Origin of the sequence: Nocardia pneumoniae NBRC 100136 (assembly GCF_000308755.1) — a bacterium.
GTDB lineage: Bacteria > Actinomycetota > Actinomycetes > Mycobacteriales > Mycobacteriaceae > Nocardia > Nocardia pneumoniae.
This window is the reverse complement of record NZ_BAGF01000152.1, coordinates 268,074-290,132: the sequence shown is the minus strand read 5'-3', so window position 1 is coordinate 290,132 and position 22,059 is coordinate 268,074. Positions and strand designations below refer to the sequence as shown.

The 22,059-nt window shown below is 65.1% G+C and carries 4 protein-coding genes (1 of these 4 cut by a window edge); all 4 read right to left on the bottom strand.

The window, feature by feature from the left end:
• Positions 1-307: 307 nt before the first annotated feature.
• On the bottom strand, positions 308-2,443 hold the full coding sequence (locus ON34_RS32885; RefSeq protein ID WP_157172577.1) for a hypothetical protein: 2,136 nt from the start codon (positions 2,441-2,443) through the stop codon (positions 308-310).
• Positions 2,444-2,677: 234 nt separating this feature from the next.
• Positions 2,678-3,691, bottom strand: coding sequence for a hypothetical protein (locus ON34_RS36690; RefSeq protein WP_157172576.1), 1,014 nt, complete (start codon positions 3,689-3,691; stop codon positions 2,678-2,680).
• A 106-nt stretch (positions 3,692-3,797) separates the two neighbouring features.
• Positions 3,798-4,472 carry a hypothetical protein gene (locus tag ON34_RS32870; protein ID WP_051023470.1) on the bottom strand — a complete coding sequence of 225 codons (675 nt, stop codon included), beginning with the start codon at positions 4,470-4,472 and terminating at the stop codon, positions 3,798-3,800.
• A 331-nt stretch (positions 4,473-4,803) separates the two neighbouring features.
• On the bottom strand, positions 4,804-22,059 hold the final stretch of the coding sequence (locus tag ON34_RS32865; RefSeq protein ID WP_157172575.1) for an alpha/beta hydrolase. 66,504 nt of this gene lie beyond the right edge of the window; the window shows 17,256 of its 83,760 coding nt (coding positions 66,505-83,760); its start codon lies beyond the right edge, outside the window; it ends in the stop codon at positions 4,804-4,806.

Here is a 22,059-nt window from a genome sequence, read left to right as displayed (position 1 = left end):
CCTCACCGGGGGGCCCTGCACTGCTGGGATCCAAGTCACGACGCCACCGATCGTATTGCTGGACTACGCGAGCGTTTCAGCCTGCCGGCATCTTCCTGGATCACGTAGGTTGGATGCCAGCGACGGGGCGGGTCCGCACAGCGGGGTACCGGTGCCGGTTACCGCATCCGGTCGGCGCGTCTGTTCAGCCGTCCGGGGCCGGTTACGTCCGCGATCCTGGCGATTTCTGTTCGCGCCGCCTCGGTGTTCATCCGGGCGAGAGCATCCAGTGCTCGATGGGCGACGGGCAGCGGCAGCGATCCGGCTATCAGTGAGCCGAGTCTGCGGGCGGTCGCGTCGTCACCGAGCAATGCCTGGGCGTGCGTGGGCCAGCATGGTGATCCGGGGAGTCTTCCGCGCGCCACGCATCGAACATCTCCCGCCCGAACTCGGCCAGCGACGTGGGGTCGGCCGCTACGAGCGCGGTCGCGATTCCCGGGTAGTCGGCGCCGGGACTGCACATCCGCAGCATGCGCACCAGGGCGCAGACCGCGGTCGTGTGGAAGGCCGCATGCCGATCGCGTAGTCGAATCCGGGGCAGGCGATCGAGGTCGAGCCAGTGGGGGACGGATGGAATCCGCGGGGGCGGGACCAAGTTCCGGTCCAGGCGGACGATATGACCAACCGCGGCCGCGGCCTGCTTACCGTATTCCGCGGCCGTCGCGGTGATGGCCGAGGCGTGGCCCCGGTCGTACAGCATCCGGAGCGCGGTTTCAGCGACCACACGACGCCGCGAGGTCCCGAGCGCGAGCGGGATGAGGTCGTTCAGGGCCGAATCGGCGTGGCGCTCGAACCAGGTTCGGGCGACGGCCGATGCCCGGGTCTTGATGAGCACATCCAACATCAGCTCCGTAGCGTCTGTGCCATCGACCGGCGCCAACGTCGCCGCCATCGCGATCGGCCTTTCGGCCGCCGCGCGCATGACGTCGTCGAGCGCTTCTTCTTCGAAGGTGCCCAGGAGACGCCGAAACGGCACTGTGCTCGTAGAGTCCGCCCATTCGGCTCGCTCGCCCGGAACCCACCGCAACGACAAAGGACGTTTGTGGCCGAGTCCGCGCATCGGCGGCCGCCGCCGGCGCCGCGCGCCTGTCCACGGCGGAACAGCCAGGATGGAGGGCAGCTCATCGGGTGTGGCGATCGGGAGGTTCGCATCGATGTCCTCCGGCGCAAGCCCTGCTTCCGTAGCGAGTTCGGGATGCGCGCGGATGTGGGACCGCAGCACCGACTCCAGGATCGGCGCGGGCACCGATGCGACGCGCCGGGATATCAACCGTGCGGCACGCCGGGGGAGCCGGGAGGCCGCGCGGCGTACGGCGTCGTAAATGAGTTCGTGGTCGACCCGGTCCAGCAGCAGCTCGAAAGCCTCGTCCGTGGGCATCATTGCGAGCAGGGCGGCAAGCTGTTCGGCCGTGACCCCGAACGACGGTGATGATCGCGGCGGCGTTCTGCCGATCTTTTCGTCGAGCAACTCGGACATGGCTGCGGCCGCTTCCGGGGCCAGCCGGTCGACCAGGCTGGGCAGGCAGGCTTCGACGACGAGGGTGTCGCACACCGCGAGCAGCCGGTCCAGTTGTGCGCGTGCTTCAATCGAATGGCCGAGAAAGAGATAGGGAGTCAACCCGGACTCGTGGCGAGGGGTGTGCCGCAGGGCCTCGTCCACCCAGTCCTGCCGTTCCGGAACCAGGTACGCCGTCGCGATCTGCGCCCAGAGCCAGTTCGACCGTTCCCGCACCGCGGCAAGCCACTCCACCGCCTCGTCGTAGTCGACCTGCCCCGCGACCGCCAAATGCTCGCGGACTCGTGTCAACACCGGCATCCACCCTGCGATGCCGGGATGGTCGTCACACATCTGGGTCGCCTGCTGGGACATCGTGACGCAGCCGGCTTCGACGCGTCCTTCCGGTCGCAGCCCGAGCAGGCGAGTTGCCGCTTCACACGCGGTGGGCAACCCGTAGTGGGCTATCCAAGCATCAACCTCCTGCTCGACCGGGTCTCCGATCCATGGCTCGGGTGAGACCAGCGCGTGGAACATCGCCAGCCCCAGCGGACTCAGCGCAGGCGGTTCGACCACGGACTCGGGTGGATGCACGGTGAGATTCCAGTGGAGCCCGGTCGGAAAGACGTCTCCGATATCGGGCTCCGGTACCCCGATCACCTTCGGAATTGTGCTGGTCGGCGGGACGACGGCGAACAACGAGCCACTGCCGCGGAACGGCCCCGCGCTGCGCCGCCATTCGGCCGGCGGTATCCAGACGTCCTCTCCGGGGGCGGCAACCGGCGGAACACGGTGCACGCCCGTCGTTGTCCTCGTCGCGACCGGGCCGTGCGGCGCCGGAGGGCCCAGCACGTCGAAGACCTGGGCGTGCACTGCACGCGCATCGATCGCGGTCGATTCGACGTGCACCGTCAGCTCTCCCGCGCCCCATCGCATCGCCAGCCAGTGCGGATCGTACGGCGGTTCGAGCGCGAATTCGCCACGGACGTCACCGACGTGTACTCAGGTATACGGGACTGCCGATTCAGGGTCCCGGCATGAATGTGCTGATGTTGACAGGGTTTCGAAGTCGGCAAGGATTATTGCCGGGATCGGAGTCGAAACCCGGCAAGGGGATGCCCGGTCGGCCGTCACCGATCAGAATCAGCCGGTTACCTTCTCCAATGCCATCGTCGACAGCTTCATCAAGGGCTGGGTGAACTTGTTGGCTCCCATACCGTCGTAGTGGTAGGAGATGTTGATGACCACGTTGCGGTAGAGGATCGATATCTCCGCACTATTGACATTGCCCCTACTGCTCTTTATTTCACGGAACCGATCGTCGTCGGTGCCGGGAACCCCAACCGCACTGCCGGGTTGGCGTCCCAGCTCGGTCTTGGCCTTCTGTACACCGGAGTGGCTCTGGTTCGCCTTGAGCAGCTTGGTGGTCACGATGATCCACGCGGCGGGTTGGCCTTGGGCGCGGGTCTTCTGGTTGCTGAAACTGCACTGCGCCGACTTCTCGTGATCCCGATCACCGCCGAGGATCTCGGTCGGCTCGGTGGTGAACGCTCCCGGGATGAACGGAGCAAGTTCGGCCTCGGTGAAGATACCGCAGCCCATCGGTGCGTCAGCAAGATCCATGGACGTATCGATGACCGGCTTCTTGTTCGAATCGTCTTGGAGGAATACAAAATACGCACCGGCGCCACCGCCGGCCAGCACCAGGACCACGAGAACGAGAACGAGCGCAATCACGCCGCCGCGCCCGTTGCGCGGCTGCTGCGGCGGCCACGGCTGCCCGTACGGAGGCGGCTGCTGGAAGCCCTGGCCCTGCGGCGGGACGTGCGGGCCGCCGTGGGGCGGGAACTGGGCCGGGTCACCCTGGAAGGGCTGCACGCCCGGCGGGAACGGTTGTCCCTGCGGGAACTCGCCCGGTCCGGGCGCGAACGGCTGACCTTGCGGAAAGGGTTGGCCGCCCTCGGGGAACGCCTGCCCCTGCGGGGTGTTCGGCTGCCCGCTACCCGAGGGCGGCAGCCCTTGCGGTGCACTAGGTTCCGCGGCCTGCGCCATGGACGCCGCGCCACCGTCGCCCTTACGCAATGACGGCCCCGTCGGCGACGGGGCGGGCGGTTCTCCCGGTGCCGGGTCGTGCTGCGGCGGTCCTGGCTGGGACATGGATGCCTCCTGGCAGGTCAACGAGCAGGGCAGTCCACATCCCGGCTCGAATGCTCGTCGTTCGCCAGATTCTGGTCGCCGCGATTCCCCAATAACAAGCTGGAAATCAGCTTCTTACACTCCTTTGAGCTTCCGGAGCCCGGTCCGGTGCACAGCGGAAACACGACCCTGGTCCGTCGTTCGCACTCCAGCCACAGCTTGCGTACACTTCCCCGTCCAGAGCCGAGCGGGCAGCGCGGATGGACATCGGATCTCTCTTCGACCCGAAGAACCGCGACGGGCCGTAGAGGTCCCCGCCCCGTACGTCCGGGGCGGTCGCCGCACGCAGAGTCGGCAGCGCACCGTCGGCAGGCGGCTGCTGCAGCCGTGTCGTGAACGGCTTCAACAGGGCGGCGGCGTTCAACCGCCGGCACCTGCGGTCCATATGGCTGCTGAACGCCGTCTGCGCCGAGCCCGGATGGGCCGCAATCGCGACCGCCGCGGCCCACGACTGCGGGCGGCGACGCTGAAGCTCGAAGGTGAACAGCAGGTTCGCCCGCTCGGACTGGCCGTAGGCGGTCATGTAGCGGTACCGGCGGAGGGCAAAGTCCAAGTCCATCCGCGCACGGCGGTGCGTCACGCTGGTCACCGTGACGATCCGCGCGGCCGGCGCAGGCGCGATCCGGTCGATCAGCACGAACACACCACCCAGCACATCGTGGGCGACGACCAACCCCTCGACCGGCATCCCATCCGGTCGATCGTCCACCGGGAACCCGTTCACCCGCGCGAACCCCGGCATTCGCCAGTCATCGAACCCTATTCCCGCGCCGCGGATCCGGCACCGACGTAGCACGGCATTGACACCCCTCGAGCAGTTCGCAGCTTCCCGCTGCAGTCCGTCGCGACGCCACGGCAACCCGAGTTCGGGGTCCGGGCGCCCCAGACCAGCGGGGATCGTAAGCCGAAACCCGGCAAGGGGGGTACCCGCCGAGAAGGACCCGAATACGTTGTCCATCCTCTAGAGCCCAGAGCAAATCAGCATCATCTAGTTCGCACGGACCGGACCTCGCCGCCGAGTATCGCACGCTGCGAACAATACGAAGCATGAATAATTGGCAATATCTTGGACGCTACATCGGACTGACGTCGGGGATATGGTCGCTGTCGGGGTCCAGGCCGTAGATCAGCACCGGCGGCTGGTGTGGCCTGAGCAGAAGGACCGGGGTGCCGCCTTCGGTGTGCTCGGCGAGTAGGCCACGTTTGACCGTGGGATGCTCCGGATGCCAACCGCGCAATTGGACAACCGTTCCGTGCATGTGCCGACTGCCCGGCCAAGTGCAGAAGTAGACCACATCGGCTTCGTATTCGTCGCGGTCGTCGACGATAGTGCCGTCACTGTTGTAGATGGCGTACAGGTCGTAGTCGGAGGTGATGTACCGGCGGCGGCCGTCTTCACCGATGAGATACAGCGCACCGGTGTCGTCCCGGTCGATCTCATTGGACTCGGCCAGCTCCTGCCATTCCCGCGAGCGGTACTCGTAGCGTGCCTGCAGCGAGCCCCACAGCTGATCCCACTCTTCCTCCGACAACCAGGACGGCGGGAAGGGCCGCTCCGGCATGGTCGGTTCGAAGATCGCTACCAGACCGAGGTTGCCCGGATCAGCGCCGAGCAGAACATCCATCATGTTGACCGTTTTGATGAACCGGTCCGCAATGAACCGCGGTTTGGGCAGCGCGATTCCGGCCTTGACCCAGGGCACCCCGAAGACACTCGGGATTCGGACAGCGATCCCTTTGCCGCGCGCATCGACCATGCGCTGCATATCGGCGAGGTCGGCGGCCGGGATGTTGCACAGCCGCTCGACCTCTTCAGGCGTCAATGGAACCCCGACATCTGCGCGGCCGGGACCAGAAGAGGCGATGAGCACATCGACCACGAACTGATCCGACAACTCGAACTCATCACCGCGACTCTCCTGCGGTCCGCCGCCGTCCTCGATGGCGTCGGCGAAATGTTCGACATAGACCCGGACGGCCTCGCTTTCGAGGCGATCGACGATACGAGCCGGTATCCCCAGCCAAGTCGCGACGTCCTCGACCGAGAATTGGTAGCGCAGACGCATACGCAGGACTTCCCGGAGAATCGGTTTGCCGGCGAAATTCTCCAGCGCGGCCTGTATCGAATGCTCTCCGGCCTGGAATATATTGCGTACTAGTATATTTTCGGTCCCGACGTGGGCGGCGTTGACGTATCTGACTGCGACCTGTCGCCGGAAGTTCCGCCATCCGAAGTAGTCTCGCAGCCGTCGCGCGGTGTGGCCGCCGAGCCAGGAACCGAACGTCAGCTGCACCGGTATGTTCGGGATATCGTCACGGCAGTGCTGCCGAATCTCGGAGAGCAGCTCGCGCGCTACCTGTTCATCGCTGTCGACACGGCGATACACGTACTCGTACACCTGGGTTTCGACCCCGGCCCACAGTCGCTCGAACGCCTGCTCATCATCCTGCGCGGCTGCGGCCGCCAACTCTGTTTCCCGTGCATCACCGCTGCCGAACGAGGTGCCCCACTCGCCCTCCGACACTGCATCGTCGGACACGAAGGCGGGTGCAGCATCCCTGGAGACAGGATCGGGCACCGCCACCCCCTGGTCGGCGGCCACCGCCACGACGTGGTCGGCCAACCGCAGCACCGCCTGATATACCAGTTTCTCCGCCTGTGGCTCGGAAATCCCCAGGAAGTCAGCGATAGTCGCGGACCGCTGCCGTGACAGCAGCAGTTCCAGGGCGCCGGGATATAGCGCGGTCAGGGCCAATGCACGGGTCGGGCAGCGCCGCACCGCGGTCTTCCATTGGGTCAGCGTCAGCCGCTGCACCCACTGCACCCGCCGATCAGCAGCGCCCAGTTGCACAATGTCCGTGAGGAATTCGGTAAGTGCGGTGCGGCAGCGCCAGAAATCCTGGTATTCCACCAGCAGATCCTCGGTGAGCGCATCTATCCACACCTGATCGTCGAGTATCACCGGTTTGCGGGCGACCTCCGCGCGCGCCCGCTCGGTGATCAGCCGGACGATCTCGTTCACGGTGTATTCGGCGCTGTCGCGCACCGGATCGGTGCTCGGCCACATGTCGAGCCAGTCCGCGACAACGGTTTTCACCCGGCTACGGATCATGCGGCCGAAACGGATCCACGCATATCGCAGGGCTTGGTCCGCATCGGCCATGCCGACGGTGCCGGGCATGTCGCCGAAAATCGAGTCTGTCGCCTCTGCCGATTCGGTCGACTGCGGACGATGCTCCGCTTCCTCGACTGTGGCGTCGAGCTCGGCCCACCGGGCAAGCGCATCGGCGGCCGATCGTCTCCGGTCCGAACTCGAAATACCAGGTTTCACCGAGAATCTCGGTACACCGTCATGGTCGGTTTCCACGACCAGCGATACCCATGCCCATGTCAACGGCGGCAGGCCACGCATCCCGCACGGTGGCCTATCGGGTGTGATCCCCAGCAGGTGCTCACCGTCGGGGCCGTACTTTTCCTCCAACGCGTGTCGATTTGCATATTGCTGTCGGGTAACGACGTACCAGTCTCTGATACCACCGTGCTGGATCAGGCCACGTTCGGCGAGGAAATTCAGGCAAAACACCAAGAGAACCGGATCGTCGATATCGACACCACCACGGTAGAACAGACCGTACAAGTCCGTATCGAGGCGCTGTTGTCTGAGCTTTCCGTCCTTCCCGACGACCAGCACTTCACCGCGTGGCCCCAGCCGCAGATCAGCGCGGCTCAGTGCATCCCGCCAGTCTCGCAGCCGCTCTTCCCGCCGCTGGCGCAGGATTTCGACGTACCGCACCCCGAGCCCCTCCGGTATCGGTCCGGGTTCGTAGCAGAACACCTTGCCGAGGTCGGCCCGCGTCAGCTGGGGACACAGCAGCAGATCGAGCAGGTCCAGGCTCTTGTATTTGACATCGCGTTCCTTAGCGTGCCCTGCGCCGGACCGCAGTGTCGCGAGCCCGGTCGCATTCGCCGGGCACAGCCACGCTTCGACCGGCCGCCCGATGATCCGCGACAGGTCCGCGCAGGCCAGCTCCCACTGCTGCTGCAGTTCTATCGGAATACCGTAGTACTCCTCGGCGTCGAACCTCGTCAGGGGTCCGAGCGGGCGCACCGGTAGCTTGGCGCGATCGATCATCCGCTCGATCTGCTTGATATCTCCCGGCCCGCGCGGTGCTCGCGGTGTGGGAAGCATACGGATGAACTCCGGCCATGCCTCCTCGGTGATCATGCCGTCCCGCAGAACAGCATCGCATCGCTGGACAGCACCATTGATGGCGGACCATTCGACGGGCTGGACACTCTCGGTGCGGATCTCCGACAACCTGGCCGCCAGCACCTTCCGCAATGCGCGCACCGCCGTCAGGGTTCCGGCATCCAGTGGCCGACCGACGGCGTCGGCGACGAAATCCGATCGCACGTCGGGAATGGACTCCAGGAGAAGCTCTTCAGGCGGCAGGCACCAGCCCCGGCCGTCCGGACCGCGCAGCAGTCCGGCGATGAAATCACCGACAGCTCTCGCATTGCAGTACTCGACTGGGTAGTCCCACACGTGGCGACCGTCGATGCGGTTCGGATTCTCGGTAAGCGATCCCCACCCGTCCTCCGAATACCACAGGGTACTGGCCGGAACTCCGGTGTAGTCCGCGATGTGCTCGGCAAGGAATTCATGAATCCACGAGTAGCCCACATCACGGACCGCGAGCGCAAGTTCGGGCGCACCGTCATACGGCTGGAAATTGACTGTCGCCGGACGAAGTACATACGCGCTCCGGTCGGCGAACTGATACATCTGCCCGTGCGGATCGGCACCGTCCGTGTCGTCCGGGGACCGGTCCCTCCACGGACCGAATACCGGCAGACCTTTCTCATGGATCAACCGTTCCCAGGGGCTCAGCGGGTAGTCCGGAGCCAGTAGCTCCGACCGGGCCTTGACGACTGTGATCCGTTGCTGCGCTTCGACCGGCACGCTACCGACACGGGGCCACCCCTCGGATGGGCAGACGGCGGTTGCAATACTCGTCTGCCTGCCAGGCAGAAAGAAAGCCATCTTCCGGCTTCTGTCCGAATTGTATGGAGGGGATGCCGCATTATCGGCGTACTCGTCGTGCGCCCCGAACGTCTCCGATTGTATGAGGGCGCTACTGGTTACCGCTGCGGTGCCAGACAGGTCCTCGAGTACTCGCCGCAGCACCTTCGCATCGCGGATCGGTGTCCCGTCCGGCCCGGTCAGCCCGGCCAGTTCCGGGCCGCGGCCGATCGGCCGCCGACGCCCCAACGCGTCGGTGCCGTGCAGGATGAAGTGCTCATCGAAGTCCAGATAAGTACGGTTGTGATCCAGGTAGGCGTCATCGTGATAGCGCAACCATTCCCGCCGTCGATACTCGAATCGCTCCCAGAGCAGGCGGAACATCTGTGACTGCTGTTCCAGACTCAGTCCGTCGGGAAGCGCGGGTATGCGCGGTTCGAATGGTCCGACCAGGCCAAGACTCCACCACGGTGCGCCCAGCAGCCAGTCGAGAATGGTGCGTTCCTCGATATCGATATCGGCGGGCCGGGGATGGACGCGCTCAGCCCGGAACCACCTGCTGCTCTCGGGCGAACCGGGCGACCACATACTCCCGATCCCGTGTCTTTCCATGACCTGCTGGATGGCATTCTGTTGCGCGGGCGGGAATCCGAGGCTTTCCAACCGCTCCGGGGTGGCCGTCATCGGCACGCCGTGGCTGTGCACGAACTCCTGTTCCAGGAGCAGCAGGATCGCGTCGAGTATGTCGGGCTCGTCACCCTCCAGAACGTCACCGATCAGGTCATGCCCGACGGGAGTTCCAGCGCTCGCGTCGGCGAGCAGCACATGCATCCACACGACGGCCTCGTCCAGGATCTGGCGCACCTCGTCCACGTCTCGCCCGCACCGCCAGGCAATCTCCCGGTGCAGCAAATGCCCGACCACCCACTGCTCGAGCAGATCCGCATGCACCGGGTGAGCGGAGGCGAGCTTCTTCAAGGCGGGCTCCCAAAGGTGCGGCCACCACACCGGCCCCTGTACGACATCCACCCATGTGTCGCGCCGGGGCGGCGACGGCATCGCCCCACCGGACAGCTCGAGGAACAGCCCGGTGACCGCCTCTTGCCGGGCTTCCCACAACTCCTTTTCGTGGAACAGACTGGTATTGAGTTTCACGGCGTCGGGATCGTACGGACGCAAAATCCGGTGCTCGATCCACATCCGCGCCTGCTCCGGAAAGTGAGCGTATCCGATTCGGAACGTATCGAATCCCACCCGCCGCGCAACTCTGCGCAACGCCAGTTCCTGACCACCCAGCTCGAGCAGCGGCACCCATTCGGACAACCGAATCGCCAACATATGCACTCCAGCATCCTCCGGCCAGCCCGCCCGGTCCGAATCCACCAGCCGCATCAGGCTCTCACGCACATCGACATCGAAGTGTGCGATCGCCAGCTCGAACGCGTCGGGATCCGCACGATACGCATCGACCACCATGGCCGCGCGCGCCCGCGGCTCGTCGACCAGTTCGAATTCGTCACGCTGCCGCAGAAACCCTTGTAACCAGTGCACGGCACCGCGTTGTTCGGCGACAGCACGTTCCAGTTCTTCACCGAGTAGTTCGAGCACATCGGCACGGTCCAGGTCGACGACACTCGGGACAACGTCCGGTTGCGCCGAATTGCCCTCTCCCACAGAGCCTTCCGAGCTGTAGCCAGGGCGGTCAGGGAAGTCCGCCCGCTGCAACCCTCCTGTCACGACATCGTCACCGGCACCGGCGAGCTCGGCGACATCGTCAGCCCGCTGCTCGGCGGCCGCATCGCCGCCAGCGGCCGAATCCGACTCCGATCCGCCATCCGGTGCGCGCGAACCTCCGTGCGGATGCCCCGAATACAGACGCGGGGGTCGACCGATCCCTCGTATCGGCGCGATTCCCAGTAACGCATCCGGTCCCCACCGACTCGACGAGCTGTCCCGCGCGCCACCGGAATCCGACTGCTCCGCGGGATCACCACCATCGGCGTCGTCTCCGCCCGGTTCCCCCGCGCCGACCGGGGCATCCATCACCTCCTGCGGCATCTCACCGACCGAGGGCTCATCGTCGATCGATTGCTCAGCTTCCGCGTCGCGAACGGCAGTCTCGGCAGCGGGACCGCGCGGCTCGATGTCCTCGGCCAGCTCCACCGGCGGCCGAGTCCCGGACCCGGAGGCCGACAGCTCCTCGGCCAGCCGACGCGGCATCGGACTACGGTAGTGAGATGCCACCACCCACTCGGGCACATGGTTGTGGTTGTATTCCTCCAGCATCGACACCCCGGCGTCCGGCGGGAGCCCGATTTCACCTGCGGGAGGTTTGCCAGATGCTATGGCGAGTACTCGCTCTCCGTCTGGCCCGAACTTCTCCATCAGTTGCCGTTTGAGTTCGGCCTCCTCCGGGGTCGACGGCGCCCAGTGCACGATATCGCCGTGCTCGATGAGGCCGCGCTGGTGCAGAACCTCGAGGACGTGCTTCACCCGCAATGGGTCAGTGATGGGATTTCCGTCGGCGTCCGCGATGTCGTAGAGGTCCACATCAGAACAGAGCTGTTCGCTCTTGCCGTTCGGCCCGACGATGAATACCTCACCCCGCGGTCCCAATTCGATATCGTTGCGGCTCAATGCACCTTGCCGGTCTCGAATTCGCTGCTCACGTCGCCGCTGCAATATACCGGTGTGTTCTTCGCTGAGGCCGTCGGGAACTTCTCGGGGTTCATAACACACCACCTTCCCCAGGTCCTCGCTCCTGGCGCCCAAGAGCAGGTCGATCAGGTCCACTGCTTTGTACTTGACGTTGCGGACCTTGCCCCGCCCGAGGCCGAGGCGTATCACGTCGGTCGCGTCCCGCTGTACGGGGCACAGCCGGATGGTGACGTCGAGCTCGTCGGCTAGCCGTTGGAAAGCCGTCTGCGTCTGGATCGGCACACCGTAGAAGTCCTCGGCACTGATCGGCGTCAGCGGTCCGAGCGGCCGGAAAGTGCGTGCCACAGCGTTGATCACGCGTCCGATGCTTTCCGCCTCGGTTCTCCGGCATTGGGCTTGAATACCTTCCACCAGGGCAGCCGGCACCGACCGCAGTAACTTCTCCGACGCCTCTCCGGTAATTCTCCCGAGAGTCTTCATCTCCCGTAGCCGCCGGCGCACGCCGTCGATATAGGACTCCGACGGCGGGTTGGCAGTCCTTGTCGTTCGAATCATTTCGACCAACTCGGTCTCATCCAGCTCCAGCAGAGGCTCCAGCACGTTCGGCAGCAATGGCTGCCCGAGAGCGCTGATCACGGCTTTCGAGCGATGCTCAGTGGGACGATTCTCATCCTGGTCTTCCGCGACCTGCACAAACCCGGTTACGAGTGGAATCCGATAAGCATGACCGGTTGTATCATCCACAATCTCCGGCGCAGTCATCAATTCACCGGACATCCCCAAGACGTAGTCCAGCACCGCAAGCTGCTGCCGACGGACCGGATCGAGATACGACACGGGCTTTGGTCGCATTTCCCAGCGCGACAAAGAAGCTAAGTAATGAATCGTGGACCATCCAGGAGGATCCACCAGCGTCGTCCATCTGTGCTCAATATTGTCATAATAGAAAGTCGCCAACGCAGCAATCCGATAGCCCAACCTGCGATCGAGGCGGTAGTAGACGACATTTGCGGCGGGCGCACTGGCAGGCACGCCATCCTGCTTCTCGAATGCCGGATTCCCTGAATACACCCCGGACCAAAGAAGACTACCACTATCCTCATCGATCGCATTGGACCAGCTCTTGCCTCCCAGGTTCACTCGGGTGTCCTTAACCGCCTTCGGGCGAAGAGTGCGATGCAGTGCAATCTCCTCGGCGGTCCACGGCTGGTCCGGCAACGCATCGAGCGCCGATCCGGGTTCCGGCGACGGCTCCCTCAGCAGGGTGTGTAGCTGACGCATTCCGCGTCGCTGCAGCTCCTGAACCTGCTGTGGAGTCAAACCGCGCTCTCGCGCCAGTTCATACGGGAAGCGCCACCCCAGGAGCCAATCGCGGATGAAAGTGCCAGCATCGCGATCGACGCGCGCCAGTTCGCGGATACACTGCCGACATATGATCGGGCTGCGGACCGAGCGTTTCACGATGTAATCCCACTGTGCGCGTTCCGCACCGGTAGGGTGCGCACTGCCGGAGATCTCCGCGAAGAGATGAACGAACGGGTTGTCCCGGACCGGCAGTCCGCGCTGCATCGCTATTTCCATCGCGGCAGCGAACCTGCCGCCGGCCGCATCGAGGATTTCCTCCGCGGTCGCCCGGAGATCCGGCGGACAACCGTCCAACAGAGATCCGAGTGCCTCATCGCCAACTCGCGCAGCCAGCTGCAACAGCACATGCTCTTGGAACAGCATACTCAGGTGCGGACCATCTTCCCGGAGCCGAAACACCAGCGCCATGAACATCGCAAGGGGGAGACGAACCGCTGCCCCCGGATATCCTCCTTCGTCCCGGTAAACAGGTTCGGAGACCCCGCGCAGGAAAGCCTCGCACTGGTCCTCCGGCATCAATTCAGCAAGAGTTCGAACCATTTCAGGGTCTGCGGCATAGGCCCTGTGAAGTGCAACCACGACACTATTGCCAGCATCGATCGGCTCAGCTGCCAAAAACGACGTAAACTTCATGACCGCATCCCGCACTGGCACCGCGATACGATCGAACTCGGCCGCGAGCCGTTCCAGCGCCTGTTCACGATCGATGTCGGCCTCCGCCCAATCCGCGCTGTGCTGTTCACTCGCCGTGCGACCGGCAGCATCCGCATCAGACTCCCGTCCGACACCACCGCCGCCGCCATCCAACCGGTCCGGAGGATCATCGTCAGCCCGCTGCTCGGCGCCCTCATCGCCACCAGCTGCCGAATCCGACTCCGATCCGCCATCCGCTGCGCGCGAACCTCCGTGCGGATGCCCCGAATACAAACGCGGGGGTCGACCGATCCCTCGTATCGGCGCGATTCCCAGTAACGCATCCGGCCCCCAGCCCTCCGACGACCGGTCGGCGGCGGCGCGGGGATCGGTCTGTCCGTCGGCATCCGCGTCGTCGACAGCGACCGCGGCGGCGGGCTCGATGTCTTCGGCCAGCTCCACCGGCGGCCGAGTCCCGAACCCGGCGGCCGACAACTCCGCACCCAGCCGACGCAGCATCGGACTGTCGAACCCGGCCGCCGCCAGAGAATCGACCGGCGGACCGCCCGGCTGTGGGAGCTCCTCGCTCGGGAAGTCTCCCGGCTGCCACACCGCGACATAATCGACGAACGCCGTGACTGCTTGGCACCGCACATCCGCCACCACGGCCATCGGTAGGCCCATCAGCCGCGCGACCACGTGCTCCGGCATCTGGTACAGGTAGGTCAGCAGCAGCACATCGCGCTGCACGTCGTTGTCGGTGAAGGTCCGCAAAGGCCGGTCGTCTCGTGCTCGCAGCAACGCCTGTATCCGCGTATCCGATCGACCGACTCCGTTGAGCACCATGAACTCCTCCGCGATCGGTTCCAGGCACGCGAGGAATCCGTGGTACTCGATCAGGCGTTCCGAGGCGAGGCCGCCGAGCCAGGTCCAGAACGTCGCCGAATCCGGCAACCCGACGATGTCCCGCTGCGCGACACCGCCCAGCTGCATGGTCATGTTCCAGGCGACCGCCCTGACCTCGGAAGCCGGTATGTCACCGTCGTCGACAGACTCATACATGTGGTCGAACACCGCGTCCTCGACGTTCTCCCACAACTCCCGAAATGCTTCGTCGTCACCGGACTTCGCGGCCTGCATCAACACCAACTCAGCGGCGTCACCCGAACCCAGCACCGCACCCCACCGCTCATCGAAGACGGTGATCGAGTCCTCGTCCCATGGCTGTACGGCTCCCGTGGGCATATCGCCCACCGTCGGCAGCCCGTCCGTCGGCGTCGGCGCCCATACTCGACGGCACGCCCGGCCCGGCGCGAACCTGATCAAGGGCGTGCCACCGCGGATGTGTTGCCTGATCAGACTCATTCGGAGTTTGTGTTCGCTGTCGTCTCTCGTCGACCATTGCAATACCGCACCGTGTTCAACGCGAATCCCGAACTCGTTCCGGAGCACTCGGAGAATTTGTTCATAAACGGGTTTCGACGTGATCAGCGATCCGTCCGAATTCCGCACGGCGAGCAGGTCGTAGTCCAATCCGTATGGGCGGCGTACGTTCCGCGCATCGCGTCCGTACACAAGACCGTCGTCGCCGATGTCGAGGTCGGTCTGCCCCTGCAGCGTTTCCCACTCGCGCCGCCGGTACTCGTAGCGACGGACGAGCACGTTCCAGCGGGCGTCCCAATCGGCTTCGGACATGCCGGGAGGGCACTCGGGACGCGGCGGCAGCTTCGGTCGAAATATCCCGACAAGCCCCAGATTGAACGGATGAGCACCCAGTAGTCGATCGACCTCCGTCAATGTCTTGATCTTGATCGTTTCGGGTTTCGGAAGAGCCAGCCCCTGCTCGACCCAGCGCACACCCTCCGGATTCGCCGGACGGATATCCAGGATTATTCCCAGCGTATCTACTGCACGCTGGATATTCACTTGACCGCTGATCGAGATACCGCAATGTCTCTCGATCTCGTCCGGCGTCATGGCCGGGAGGAATTCCGCGTCGGGGGAAAGTATTTCGATATCACCAAGGGTGCGTTGGATCTCGTCCGGCGTGATCATCTCCGGAGGACGCCACTGCGCCTCTGCGTCGAACTCCTCGATATCGTCCGGGTCGATGTCCGAAACCTCGCCGATATCCGGCCACACCGGCACGTCCAGCCCCAGTTGCTCGATCAATTTCGGCACGAGCCGATACGTCAGAATTTCCACATACTTCGGATGAACACCCAGCACGTGCGCGATCCGCCCGGTCGTCGGCCATTCCAGCAGCGTCAATCGGAGAAACAACATCGGCCACTCACGAGCGGATACGGCAGACATTGCGTCCCGGAAATCCGACCACGGCACGCGGGCCAGTGTTTCGGTCAATCGCCGCCCTGCGTCGGTACTCGTGGTCGTGAGTGCCGCGATTATGTCCTGTAGCCCACGTTGCATCCGGAAATACGCAAACTGGTCCATCATCTCGTCGAATGCAATGTCGTCGAGCCACCTCGCGATATCGTCCCCGGCGGGTGCGCGCCCGATCTCCCGGCGTGCCCGCTCTGCGACCCGACCGATCACCTCTTGGACGATCCGTTCATCCGCGCTGAAGGTGAACGCCACATAGTCGATTGTTTCTTCGCCATAGCGTTCCCAGAGTTCGATGAACTCCGGCGAGTCCGCGGCCTCGACCTCCGCCGGCGCCGTTGCGCCGAAGCGGATGTCAGGATCCACCTCGGCCTCGCAACTGTCGACCGGAGCGAGGTCGTGACCACTACCGTCGGCGACCACCGCGAGTACCGGCCCGGAGCCGAAACTTCCCACCGGCAACGGGTCAAGGGATCGCATCGGATCCAACAGGAGGACATCGTCTCCGTCGACGGTCAACACCCGCGGATGCCTGCGTCGCCCACTGCCCCACTCGGCCACCAGCGCGGACGCGTGATCACCGAGATCGGACAACGTCGCGATGAGTTCGTCCACCGACTCGAATCGCCGCAGTCGACCGCCCAGTGCATGTTCGAGCTCGGCCGCGGACACGCCGCCCGGTCCGACGTCGCGATCGAACCGCAGATCCCGCCCGGTTCGAACCGCGAAGTACTGCACCGCGATCGGTAGCAGGAGGGTGTCGGGCACGATGAACTCGCCGGTTTCCCCCGCCTGGATCCCGTCCGCTGCCTGGAACCTCGCGGGTGCGGCGTCCTCGACGGCGAGATAACGCCGGCGATCCACCGGCTTCGACATCATTCGGTCAGCCACTGCCCGGAGTAACGATGGAGGTCGAGTGAGAACGACCTCGTCGTATCGGCCCGCCGCGATCCGCGCGAGGTTCGCCTGCCCGGGCGGCACCGACTCGCCGGACACCAGGGACCTACCCGCGTACGACTCGCACCCGAACAGCGCGTCCATTCCACCGGACAGCATGAAACGGGCGTAGTGATCATTGCCGAACAACGACAGCATATCTCGCACTTCGTGATGCATCCGCGCCGCGACCCAAATAAGGTTCGCCCGCACCGTGGGCGGCAATTCCACGGGCAAGATCGCCGCGTCGAAGTCGTCCTCCAGTTCCCGTTGACCCGCCACCAGATACACATCGCCGTAATTATCCTGTGCGACAGTGTTTTCGACTGCCCGGTCGGGATCTATGTACACGACCTTCTCGTAGAAGGAACGACCGATTCCGTCGAGGCACCTGCGGGCCAGCTCGACGGTCCGATTCTTGCGACACAGGCCGATCAGGTAATTCACCGGCTCGGTAGCGGAATTCATCCGATGTCGGGCCAGCGTGTTCAACACAATCTCTTGTGCGAGCTCATCGGCCGCATCGCCGTGGTCGTATCGGCTGAGATTGCCGCGCGGATCACCGTCGAACCACACGACGGTCGCCGCGGTGAGATCCGAGCTCAACGGAAACGTCCGCCCCTCCGGACGACTCATCGCAACGGTCGCTTCCGTATGCGCGCCGCCGAAGAGCAGCGCCCCGAACATGCTCACCCCACCGATATGGTCGGGCTCATACCAGGTCACCGAACGAGCCTCGGGATTGCCCACCAGCACCGCCACGAGATCACGAAATCCGCCGGGGACATAGCGCATCACATACGCAGGGGTGGGAACCGCGACAGCGTGGTTGCGCGCTCGCCGGTTGTACAGCGCGATATCCGCGATCATGTACCCGAGATCCTTCCTGCGTTTGCGCAGATTCCACCGCAGCATGCTGCGTATCGGCGCTTGCCGGATCCGCGCCGACAGGTCTTCGTACTCGCGCTTCATCGCCGCGACATTCGCAACGTGCCGCACCGGAATCGGCACCCCCGGCAGATTTCCAACGACCTCCGGATAAGCGTCGCAAACCGCCTCCGCCTCGTCCGCGTCCAGACTCTCCCACCACCGCACCACCGCGGCGACCGCGTCGTCCGCTTCTGACAATCCACCGCCACCCGCGGCAGTGATGTCACGCAGCCAGTCGCCCTCCGGCATCTCCGCAAGGAGCCGATCCAGCATCTCACGGGCGTCGACCTCCGTCGTCTCCGCACCTTCGGCATCGGTCGCCGGCCCCCGCGACGACGGCGGCTCGCCTCCACCACGATGGGAGGCACGCGCGAATATTCCTCCTTTGCGTTGCGGGTGCCGGCCACCGCGCCAAGGTGGCTCGGGGCGACCCAGAGGTCCTGAGCCGCGGTAACGACCACTGTCATCTGGCGAGTCCGCCGGGGGCTGGCGGCGCGCACCAGGCCCTGCCTCCGTAACCTCCTCGAACCGCGTGGGCGAAGGGCGGAAGGTGGAGCCTTCCCCGCTCGACAACGGCTCCCCGATCACAGCGTCGAACACCGTCTCCAGCCCTGCTGCCGCGCCGTCCCAGGTGAGCTCCATCGCCGAGAGCGCCTGCTGGATATCCCGTGCCCGTTGCCATGCGGCGGCCAGGTCCCCCAACAGTGTCGTGAGTCGCTCGACCCATTCGAGAACCGACGGCGCTGCCTCGTATTCCTGTTCCACACAGCAGAATTCGGCGAGTCGCGGGAACAGCTCGCGGAACATCTCACCGATACCGCTCGTCGACGGCATCAGCACCGGGATACCCGCGGCCATCGCCTCCAGCGCGACCTGGCCGAAGGGTTCCGCGACCGACGGCATGATCACCGCGTGCGCGTTCTGCATGTCGGACAGCACTTCTCGACGATCCGAGGTACGCGGCTTGACCACGACTTTGTCACCGAGCATGGCCCGCAGCCGCTGCGCCGTTGCCTCGGAGGCGCCACGCACCGTCAATTCCACATCCACGCCGCGCTTGTTCAGCAGATGCACCATCCGAGCCGCCGCTTCGGTTCCCTTCAGCGAAACATCCACGCGGCCACACAGAAGGATCCGGAACGGACCGTCCGGATTGTCCAGCGTCGGCTGCTCGGTGAACTCACACCCCGGAAGCATCTGGTACACCGGCGGAGGGTCCGGTCGGCACGACAACACGATGTGCTCCAACGCTTTCCGCTCATTCAGCGGCCCGATCGCCACAATCGCCGCCGCCTGCTCGGCAAGGGCGACCTCGCGGCGCTCGCGCTCCATCCCCCGACGGTGTTCACCGGTCACCATCTGGAGCGTCTCGTAGTCCGCGTGCTTGAAGTGCACGAACGGGATGCCCAATTCAGCTGCCGCCGTGGCGGAAACCTCGCCCAGGTCGTTCGAGTGCCCGAGGACCACGTCGAAGCTCGCGTCGGCAGGCAGAGCCGAACGGGCCGATGCCAACCGCTCGCGCAACGACCGACCCGCTTCGTGCGCCGGCAGACCGACCACCCGAACACCGCTGGCATCGACCCTCACTCCAGCCGGCACTTCCTCCGCCACCACGACCGTCACCTCGTGTCCCCGATGTGCCAGCGCACGAAGCAGATTGGTGTTCAGCGACCTGAGACCGCCTGCCCCAAAGTCCAACGCCACGGCGAACACGAGGATCCGGCGCGGCGTACCGCGGGCCTCGGATGCGGTGTCCTGTACAGCGGAAGGGGCCGGATAATCCGGCCCCTTCTCCTCCTCGTCTTGTCCATCGGCGGACGGAGGTTCAGGGGGCGGTAGATCGGCGGCGGAGAGCGCTCTTCTGCTGTCGGCCTCATCGGTATCTCGGGGATCGCGGTATGGGCCGATGAGGGAGATCGGCCGGATGAGTCCCGGTGCAATGAGGGCGATGGGAAGTTCGGCCGCGCCGAGGGAATCCCAGAAGATCTCCCAGGTCGTACCGTCGTGTGGAGGCTGCCAATCGCTGTACCGGACCGGTTCTTCCGCGCCGAGTCCGTACACCATCACCGCCGGACCGCCGCCGGAATCCTCGACGGTCATCACATATGGCTCGGTAGCGACCCCATACTCGTCCATCGGCAGGGCATACTGGCGCAGCATCAACGCTGTGGCGCCGATACCGGCTTTCAACAGTTCCGCCTCGGTGGAGGTGTCGGACAGCACGTGACGGACCCGGCCGCGGGCACGCTGCTCCAGCTCGGTCACCTTCATTACCGCGCCGGTTCCGGCTGGTGGCAGGTTGATGTCGATATCGATGCCACGTCGCCGATACAACTCGACGACGGTGCCGAGCATTGCGGCGACGCCACCGCCCCGTGGTTGCGGGCGGGATACGGCGGAAATCCCTGGAATGCGATACGGCATCGGCACAGAGCTGGGCAATGCGTCGCCGCGCCGGGCCAGTTCCGCCCGCGCGTATTCGGGTGCGCTGGTGATGATCCCGGCGACCGTGCCGACCAGCTCCCGAACAACCTCCGGGTCGTCGGCGTCGCGCACCAGCACCGGTAGAGAACCGGCGTCGGTGCGGAACTGCTCGGTCACCTGGCCGCAGGTCGGGGACAAGACCGTCGCACCCGCTGCCAGGGCGTCGTCGACAGTCGTGATTCCCCCGCCGGGCTCGAAGACAGCAACCACGTCGACGTCGGCGGGTGCCAAACGCCGTGCGCACCACAGCACATCACTGCGATGACCGGCCAATCGGTACCGATGCCAGTACGCCTCCATGATCTGCACCGTCCGGCCCGTCAGGTCGAAGGGACCGTTCGACTCGGAGATTTCCGGGCGCAACGTCACGGTGAACGTGCCCTGCCACCGGATCATCCTTGCCTGCTGTGCGATTCGTTCCAGAACCTCCACATCGCCGATGTCGACGAGATCGATGGCAATGCCATCCACGCCGCAGCGCATCGCATCGTCGACCCGTGCCCGGCTGGCCTTGTTCCACTGCGCTACCCGACCGAGCGATGCGATGATCGCGGTCCGCGATTGCGGATCTGCGCCTGGCACATCCAACTCATCCGCCCGATACAGGGGTGTGCCGTCGGCGCGGATCGGGATGCCGCTGTACTCGGCGGCTTCCTCGGTGAACCGGGGCGGGAAAAGATGCGGGACCGCTCCGCGAATCTTGTTCGGATATACCACGACAGCGCGGTCGTCGTCATTGCCGTCGCGCGCCGCCACCCACTGGTGCGCCGAATTGTCGGCGTACCGGTCGGTCATCAACACCGTTGCTCCCGAATCCTGACACTTCAGCCAGGATTCGGCGTCGTCCGGTGATCGGTACGGCCGGTGCCGGCCTCCGGAACGCCGCTCCGACTCGAGTCGATGCATGCCAGCCGAACCCAGCGCACGCTCGGGCAGCGTCACCACCGCATTGGGGTTCAGATGCTGAAGCAGCCACAATCCCGTGGCACCGCGGGGATCTCCATACCGGGACCACTTGTGCTCCTCGTCGGCCCGCACCATCGCCTCATGCGTCAGCATCCAGACACCGTTGCGGCTGTGCGGCAGCAGCCGATTCAGATCGGCGTCCTGCTTGATTGCCCGCAGGAGATCCACGGGGTCAGGGACATCGGCCACGTCATCGTTCAGATCGCCCCGCGGCAACGCCCCGAAAGCCTGCCGCAATTTCCGCCGAGCCCGGGAACGGAGATCCGCGACATCGTGCACGCCGAAGACCGACGCCGCCACATCGTGAGTCCCACCCTCGACATCGAGGTACCACAACACGGCTTGGTCGCGGTCCGGCAACGTGCCCAAGACACGCAACACCAGCTCGGCGTACGGGTCATCCGCAACAAGCGCGGCCACCCGCACCCACCCCGCCAACGCGGCGATACCCGGTACGCCGGACTCGGCGCCACGCTGATCCCACGATTGCGGAGCGGTAGGTTCGGGACCGCGCTCATCGGCTGGCTGGGTCGCGCCCGGATCGGAGGACGATGACGCACCGCCCGGCGCGGACTGCCTCGAATCACCGGGCCCCGGCAGCCGACGGCTGTTGCGCCGAATGTAGTGGTCGTCAGGAACGGGATCGGATGGTTGCGGATCGGGTCTGTCAGCCGGTCCTGTCGGCGTCTCCCCCGCCGCCCGCACCCGACCGGCGATGTCGGCGGCGCTACCGTTGTCGCCGTGGGATCGTCCGCGACTCTCCGCACCAGCGCCTTTCACAAGGACCGGGGCCGGAATTTCCGGCCCCGTCCTGTTCTCGGCGCTTCCGTTACCGGAAGAGTCATCAGCAGGCGGGGCGTGGCTCGATCGATCGACCGGGCCGTCGTCCGTATGCGGTAAATCGCGGGGGTGAGGGTCGGCAGCTGAACCCGTGGCAGTGGCCCCCTCAACAACCACGGGGTGTGCGTCCTGAGGTTCCGGCTCGACTTC

Excerpts from the sequence above, each read along its gene's own strand:
- ON34_RS36690 (WP_157172576.1), bottom strand. The coding sequence starts at position 3,691 with ATGTCCCAGCCAGGACCGCCGCAGCACGACCCGGCACCGGGAGAACCG.
- ON34_RS32870 (WP_051023470.1), bottom strand. The coding sequence starts at position 4,472 with ATGCCGGGGTTCGCGCGGGTGAACGGGTTCCCGGTGGACGATCGACCG.